Here is a 7,191-nt window from a genome sequence, read left to right on the forward strand (position 1 = left end):
TCGTGCGCGTGACTGAGCGCGATAAGCGACGATTGGCCGCTCTCGCCACAGCGATTAAGCCCGACGCCTCCCTGGCTGCGAGGATCGAACATCTTACCGTCGACAAGCGCGCTCACTACGAGCGTTGGCGACAGCGACAGAACGATTTCTTACAGCGCTACCGTGACGGCGAGGCATACGCGCGCATCATTGAAGGATACGGCCCGAAATTGCGTGAAGACATAGCCACATTGCTCTACGGGACGAAGGCAACCATTTTGCAGGCCACATCAGACGATGACGCCGCGCGGATTTATAAGGACTACTGCGATGATCTATAAAGTGACGTTTCCACGTCCTATCCTTTACAGATTCGGACCTGACGGGTTGGCAGACTTCAATTGGGTAAAGGATTACGATCGCAAGCACGGCAGACATGCATCCAATCAGCATCCTGAAATAATAAGTTGCACTGCCCTCGACTTTGATCGCAACGAACATGGGTTATCTGTCACAACCAACAATAATCTTTCAATCGGCGGCATCATCCTAATTCAAATAGCTTTGCATTTCGCCGACCGCCACAAAACCAAGTCGTTTGACACCCTGCGCGACTTGAAACTGCTTTTCGAAACGCCGTCCAACCCATTCAACGATGCGAATGATTGGTGGGATCGCGTCGGAACCGATTTGATCCTGGGCACGCCGCTGGAAGAAATAGACGCTGCGACGCCCATGGGGATGTACAGCGAAAGCCGCTATGAGGTCGACAAAGAGCGTAACCGTAATCTTGAGTTTTGGACGAGATTGCGGCCCAGCGAAATCAAGGACAATCGGCGACGGCGCAACAGCTGAACTCCTCAACCCTGCAGCTCTCACACACGCGGACGCGCCCTCCCCGCGAAGCGTTGCCGCCGCTTATTAAATTTGTGCACTAGCCAAATTGACTAGCCATTCCGATTATCAGGGGGCATTCTTTACACTTGCGAAAACGATGGACCAATCGAAATTGTTTAGAGCCGTTTGTTTCGAGAAAGAGCAGGCCCCAAATCGCAGATTCCCCCGTTTGCGTGTCTGCCGACTGAAGTCAGGGAGGAACGGGCGGGACGCGTTGGCATCAGCTCTCACCGCTTTGTTGATACTAAAGACTAAGTTCGCTTCCGCGCACGCGAATGCTACGTCCGCAACCTCCAGATGCGAGACGGTGTCGGCTGACGAATTTCCGGAGATCAATCTGCATTGTTGCGAGCGGTCCGGATCGACGCCCAACTGAGGGGGTCTTCAGCCGGGCGGAAACGCGATGGGACGATCCTAGAGGGGAGCTAACGGCGTGAGCCTAAACAAAGTCATCAACGGCGTCAGGGCGGGTTGGGCGGACTATCGAGCATTAGGGACGGTATCGAAGGCGCATCCCGAATACACATTAGTCGTGCGAGATTTCCGCCAAGAACTCGAGCGCCACACTCCGGCCGGTCCTTCTTACCGAATAGAGGGTTCTACGGGCAGAGGGAATATCACCTCAGCGCCTTGGGTGGCAACGTTCGATCGCAGTGTTACCAACTCAGCGACCCACGGATTCTACTTAGTCTACCTCTTTTCGGTCGATCTCAGGCGGCTCTATCTCTCCCTAGCTTTCGGTACGACCCAATTCGGGGAATACTTCAACTCAGTCCAGGAGCGCCATATAGCGCTCCGCGCCGCCGCGACACACCTCGGCGGCTTGGTTCACCCTGGAAGAATCCTCCACTTCGGGCCGCTAAATCTTGCCGCCGAGCCGCGAGACCGGATGCATTTCGACTACGAGCAGTCGAGCATCGCGGCAATAGAGTATGACTTGGAAGCGTTACCTGATGATGCGCAACTCGTCGCCGACTACGCCTTCATGCTGGCACTGTACCGGGACCTGGTAAGTAATCCGCTCCTTCCAGATTTGCAGCAGCTGCTAGAGGCGGAAATTGCCCCTGTTGCAGAACAGGCTGTGCCAACCGTGAAGACATTTGAACCTCGGGCGCCTCGAAAGGCCAGAGCGACAGGTTCGGGGAACGGCCGCCATCGTCTGTCGAAGGAATCAAAGAAGGTCGGAGATGCTGGCGAGCGAGTTGTGTTCGAATATGAAATCCAGAAGGCTCGCCGGCTCGGTTTTGATGAGACTCAAGTGCGGTGGCTCGCAAGGGATGCGGCGACAACCATGCGTGGATCTACGCCGTGGTGCCGTAGACGCGCCCATGCCGCCTTGGCTCGGTTTGCTGGTGACAAGCCTCGAAGCCGGAACGCCTCGACGTGGGGCCCCGCACGCTCATAGAGACTGCGGACACGTTGAACCGCATTCGCAACAACTTTGTCTACCTCGTTGTTCAAGAGCCACTCGAGGGCCGCTCGACGATAAGGGTTGATCTCGCTGGCCTTGAAGCTCGACCGATAAGGGCTACCGTGCCGCGCGTGGTGGTCTGCATGCGACCTGCAGAAGCGCGTATCGAGGCCGTCTCCGGTTCCAGCTCGGGCCGTGTTCTTGCAGCCGACCACACGGCACATCTTGAACATGTGGCTGGGCTCTTGGGCGCGGCCCTTGACCTCGGCCTTGCGAGCGACGCGACGTTTCCACCGGGCGATGTCAGTCATCGTCGTCTCCGAAGTAGTAGCGGAGCGGCACGAACCGCTCACCGGCCTCAGTCTTGATCCGCTTCCTGTCCTCGACTTCCATCTCGTTGGGGTCCTCTTCGGAGAGCATGAGGCACCAGACGCCGCCGATCTGCCGAACGTCCGTCTTGTGGAGCTGACACGCTTCGCCTTGGCGCAATCCGTGGAAGAGCGCGAGCAGCGGCACCCAGAAGCGACCACGCCTCGGGTGGCTCGTGCCCGGTTTCGCGTAACCGTTCTCGTCGTCAACACAGCCGGTGTAGAGAGGCATCTGGAACAGCTTCGGTAGATCGTGCAGCGGCACCGGCTTACGCTTGTTCCTGTCCTTGACCGGGTCGGCCAACTGCAATTCTCTGGCCGGGTTGCGGTCTGCAAGATCCTCATTGACTGCCCAGTTGAACAGCGATGATTGGTTGTTCAGGTACGAGTTGACCGTTCCGACAGACATGAGCGGCTTGCCCTCCATCTTGGCCAGTCGCGCGGCTTCCAACAGCGACTTGCCCGGGTAGACCTTCCGCGCATTCTTGGGGATCGTCTGCAACAGAGATCGAACCCGCTTGCAGTCCTCTCGGGTTACATCCCGGACCAGCTTGTCCGGTCCCATGAGTTCTTCGATAGCGTCGAACAGGATACGATAGCTGAGCAGCGTCTTCTCACCGCGCCTGACGCTTGGATCAGCCAAGTAGTCGTCCATGAGCCGCCGCAGGCTGAGACCCCCAGCAGGCTTCTTGTTCGCTCCTCCGAAGCGGTTCACGAGGTGGTCCGTACCGTAATCGTTGTTGGCGCGACGCCGGAGTGTAGTAGCGGCATCTCGGATGGTGTCGCGCAAGGCAGGCAGAAACCGCGCCCTACTATCCTCGTCGATCTTCCCAACGGTTGACGAGCGGCTGAGTAACTCTGCGAGATGGGGGCCAATCTCCGCTTCCAAGTCGGCAGCGGTGTCCGTCCTCGACATCTTGTCGATGATCTTCTCGTAGACCACCGCCCCACCCGGCTGGTCTTCCCATCGGCGGATGGCGAACTCGTAAGCCTTCCCGCACAGTCGAACGATCTCCCTCTGAGAGAGGTTCGCGGAGGGGCCGGCCTCGGTCGCTCTCAGGCGCTCCATCTCGGCGTCGAAGTCCGCACTCGCAGCCCGGACCCTCCGTACCGCCTCGCGGTAGTCAGAGGTCCCAAGGGACTTCCACCGTTCCTTGCCCTTGAACAGATGCAGCAGATCGGCGGGGTACGAGGCGCGGAGGTAATAGGTGTTTTTACGCTTGTGTAGTCGAGGATGAGGCACGTCTTCCATGGGCTCGCTGTAGCAGTTTACCGTAGCACCCATCAACTGGAAGCCATTGGAACTGCTGAGTTTCTGGAAGATCAACGACTTGGCGCGGGACTGGCGGAAGAGGTGGGATTCGAACCCACGGTACCCTTGCGGGCACGCCGGTTTTCAAGACCGGTGCCTTAAACCACTCGGCCACCCTTCCAAGTCCGGAATGGCTGTCGCTTAACGCAGTCGACGGCGCATAGCAACGCGAAGTTGGCGCCCGCCCCTTTCCCCGGCATCGGATCTGTCAGGCGAGCGTCAGCCTGTTCCCTTACCCTGTGCCCTCTCGGCAATCCGGACACTGGCGACATCTCCCAGGGCGTCGCCGGTTGCGAGGCCCGGTTTGGAGTCGCTTCCTTTTCCGGGCCTCGTTTGCCAGCTGCAAAGAAAAGCGGCGCCCCCGAGGGAGCGCCGGGCAAGTCCGTTCATTGTTGCTTTAGCTCAGTAGCCGCAGGACGCGCAGCCCATCTGCACCGGAGCGTAATAGGAATAGCCCGGCTGGACCATCTCGACGCGCTGGCGCGTGGCGTATTGGGGCGGGATGCGCTCGTACTGGACGCTCGGCGGCGCCACCATCACGGTCTGCGGCACCATCACGGTGCGGTACTGCGCCGGCGCGCGGTGCGCCACCACGGAGCCGGGCGAAACCATCACGGTCTCGTCGACAGTCCGGTATTGCGGCTGCACGTATTGCTGCTGGTAGCAGGTCGTGCACGGCGGCGGCGTGTAGCAATTGTAGCAGCCGGCGGAAGCAGCAGTCGTCATGGAAATCGCAGCGACGACGGTCGAGAAAACGACAGCGAAAGTGCGAGACATTGTTGTGGTGCCCCAATTGCCAAAATGGATTTGCGAAGGTCGCTGCCAGTATACGCCGCAAAACCTTGCTTTGCCGAAGTTCGTCGGGGCATCCTTAATGCAAACGGCCGGCTTGCGCCGGCCGTTCAGAACTTGTTGACCATGCGCGGTGCGTGATGCTTGCGATCACGCCGGCACGTGACGCTATTACTTCACGCGACGCTTGACCTCGCGCACCGCGCCGCGCGCGGCGCTGGTGGTGAGCGCAGCGTAAGCCTGCAGCGCGGTCGAGACGTTGCGCTTGCGGCCGATCGCCTGCCAGGCGGCATCGCCCTTCGCCTCTTCGGCGGCGCGACGCTTGGCCAGCTCGTCGTCGGAGACCTCGAGGGTGATGCTGCGGTTCGGGATGTCGATGGCGATGCGATCGCCGGTCTGCACCAGGCCGATGTTGCCGCCCTCGGCCGCTTCCGGCGACAGATGGCCGATCGACAGGCCCGACGAGCCGCCCGAGAAGCGTCCGTCGGTGACGAGCGCGCAGGCTTTGCCGAGGCCCATCGATTTCAGATAGCTGGTCGGATACAGCATCTCCTGCATGCCGGGGCCGCCGCGCGGGCCTTCATAGATGATGACCACGACCTCGCCGGCAACGACCTTGCCGCCCAGAATGCCTTCCACGGCCGCGTCCTGGCTTTCGAACACGCGGGCCGGGCCTGCGAATTTCAGGATCGAGGCGTGGACGCCGGCGGTCTTTACGATGCAGCCGTCCTGCGCGAGATTGCCGTAGAGCACGGCGAGACCGCCGTCCTTGCTGAAGGCGTGTTCGAGGTTACGGACCACGCCCTTCTCGCGGTCGGTATCGAGCTCGTCGTAGCGACGCTCCTGGCTGAAGGCGATTTGGGTCGGGATGCCGCCGGGCGAAGCCCGGAAGAAGGTGCGGACGGACTCGCTCCTAGAGCGCTTGATGTCCCAGCGCTCCAGCGCGTCGTTCATGGTCGGCGCGTGCACGGTCGAGACCGAGGTGTCGATCAAGCCGGCGCGGTCGAGCTCGCCCAGAATGCCCATGATGCCGCCGGCACGATGCACGTCCTCGACATGCACGTCGGCAACCGACGGCGCGACCTTGCACAGCACCGGCACGCGGCGCGACAGCCGGTCGATGTCCTGCATGGTGAACGCGACCTCGCCTTCATGGGCGGCGGCGAGCAGATGCAGCACCGTGTTGGTCGAGCCGCCCATCGCGATGTCGAGTGTCATCGCGTTCTCGAACGCCTTGAAGTTCGCGACATTGCGCGGCAGCACGCTGGTGTCGTCCTGCTCGTAGTGGCGGCGCACGATATCGACGATGGTGTGGCCGGCCTCGACGAACAGGCGCTTGCGATCGGCGTGGGTCGCGACCACCGTGCCGTTGCCGGGGAGCGCAAGGCCAAGGGCTTCCGTGAGGCAGTTCATCGAATTGGCCGTGAACATGCCCGAGCACGAGCCGCAGGTCGGGCACGCCGAGCGCTCGATCACCTTGACGTCCTCGTCGCTGACTTTGGAGTCGGCGGCTGCGACCATGGCATCGATCAGGTCGACCGCCTTGGTCTTGCCCTGCAGCGTGACCTTGCCGGCCTCCATCGGTCCGCCCGAGACGAACACGGCGGGGATGTTGAGCCGCAGCGCGGCCATCAGCATGCCGGGGGTGATCTTGTCGCAATTGGAGATGCAGACCATCCCGTCGGCGCAATGCGCATTGACCATGTACTCGACGCTGTCGGCGATGAGCTCGCGCGACGGCAGGCTGTAGAGCATCCCGTCATGGCCCATGGCGATGCCGTCGTCGACCGCGATGGTGTTGAACTCCTTCGCCACGCCGCCGGCCTGCTCGATCTCGCGGGCGACAAGCTGGCCGAGGTCCTTGAGATGGACGTGGCCGGGCACGAACTGGGTGAAGGAATTGACCACCGCGATGATCGGCTTGCCGAAATCGCCGTCCTTCATGCCAGTCGCGCGCCAGAGGCCGCGGGCGCCCGCCATGTTGCGGCCGTGGGTGGTGGTGCGGGAGCGATAGGCTGGCATGGCGGTTTCCGTCCTCGGTTTGGCTGGCCGGGCGGGCGATTTTCGAAGCCGCCTCAGGCCTTTCCGGCCGGATAGCGCACGGGGGGAACGCGCGCAACGGGAACTTGAGCCGGACAGGGCTCCCCTGCTCCCGGCGCGGGCTCTTCGTAGCCCGAAGATAGCGCCTTCTCGATGGTGGTCGCCGCTGCCAGCATGATCCAGGGCCACTGCCGTCGCGCGCTTGCAATGATTCAACGGCAACTGCGCGTGCAGGCCGATGCACCGCGCAAATGCAAGCGCGATAAAATCCGTAGTCGTCCGGAATGGAATCCTATTCCGATGTCGCGTACATCGCGGGACATCGATCGGCGGCCTTCCAAGGGCATCACCCTCTGATCGCGCACCACGGGGTTGGGGGACCACATGGGGCA

7 protein-coding genes and 1 tRNA gene are annotated in these 7,191 nt (G+C 61.4%); 4 read left to right on the forward strand and 4 right to left on the reverse strand.

Features of this window, described 5'->3' with window-relative positions:
- Positions 1–2 precede the first annotated feature (2 nt).
- The 3 genes from IVB41_RS22050 (at position 3) to IVB41_RS22060 (ending at position 2,281) form a co-directional block, all read left to right on the forward strand.
- Positions 3–320, forward strand: coding sequence for a hypothetical protein (locus IVB41_RS22050; protein ID WP_247434772.1), 318 nt, complete (start codon positions 3–5; stop codon positions 318–320).
- Complete coding sequence (locus IVB41_RS22055; RefSeq protein ID WP_247434775.1) at positions 310–834, forward strand: hypothetical protein; 525 nt, start codon at positions 310–312, stop codon at positions 832–834. Before IVB41_RS22050 ends, IVB41_RS22055 begins: the two co-directional genes overlap by 11 nt.
- Positions 835–1,309: 475 nt before the next feature.
- Positions 1,310–2,281 (forward strand): MrcB family domain-containing protein, encoded by a 972-nt coding sequence (locus IVB41_RS22060; RefSeq protein WP_247434779.1) that lies wholly within the window; start codon positions 1,310–1,312, stop codon positions 2,279–2,281.
- Positions 2,282–2,590: 309 nt separating this feature from the next.
- On the opposite strand, the gene IVB41_RS22065 is transcribed toward IVB41_RS22060, so the two are convergent.
- The 4 genes from IVB41_RS22065 to ilvD all read right to left on the reverse strand — a co-directional run bounded on the left by IVB41_RS22065 (position 2,591) and on the right by ilvD (position 6,781).
- On the reverse strand, positions 2,591–3,982 hold the full coding sequence (locus IVB41_RS22065) for a DUF6538 domain-containing protein (protein WP_247434782.1): 1,392 nt from the start codon (positions 3,980–3,982) through the stop codon (positions 2,591–2,593).
- A 16-nt stretch (positions 3,983–3,998) separates the two neighbouring features.
- Positions 3,999–4,088, reverse strand: a tRNA-Ser gene (locus IVB41_RS22070).
- Between the two features lie 281 nt (positions 4,089–4,369).
- Entirely contained in the window at positions 4,370–4,693 is a 324-nt protein-coding gene (locus IVB41_RS22075; protein ID WP_247343463.1) for a hypothetical protein, read from the reverse strand.
- A 237-nt stretch (positions 4,694–4,930) separates the two neighbouring features.
- A complete protein-coding gene (gene ilvD, locus IVB41_RS22080) occupies positions 4,931–6,781 on the reverse strand; it encodes a dihydroxy-acid dehydratase (protein ID WP_247434786.1) in 1,851 nt (616 codons plus the stop codon).
- Positions 6,782–6,952: 171 nt separating this feature from the next.
- Between ilvD and IVB41_RS22085 the strand changes: the two genes are divergently transcribed.
- Entirely contained in the window at positions 6,953–7,156 is a 204-nt protein-coding gene (locus IVB41_RS22085) for a hypothetical protein (protein ID WP_247434790.1), read from the forward strand.
- The last annotated feature ends 35 nt before the right edge of the window (positions 7,157–7,191 follow it).

Source organism: Bradyrhizobium sp. 44 (assembly GCF_023073095.1).
In the GTDB taxonomy this organism is placed as follows: domain Bacteria; phylum Pseudomonadota; class Alphaproteobacteria; order Rhizobiales; family Xanthobacteraceae; genus Bradyrhizobium.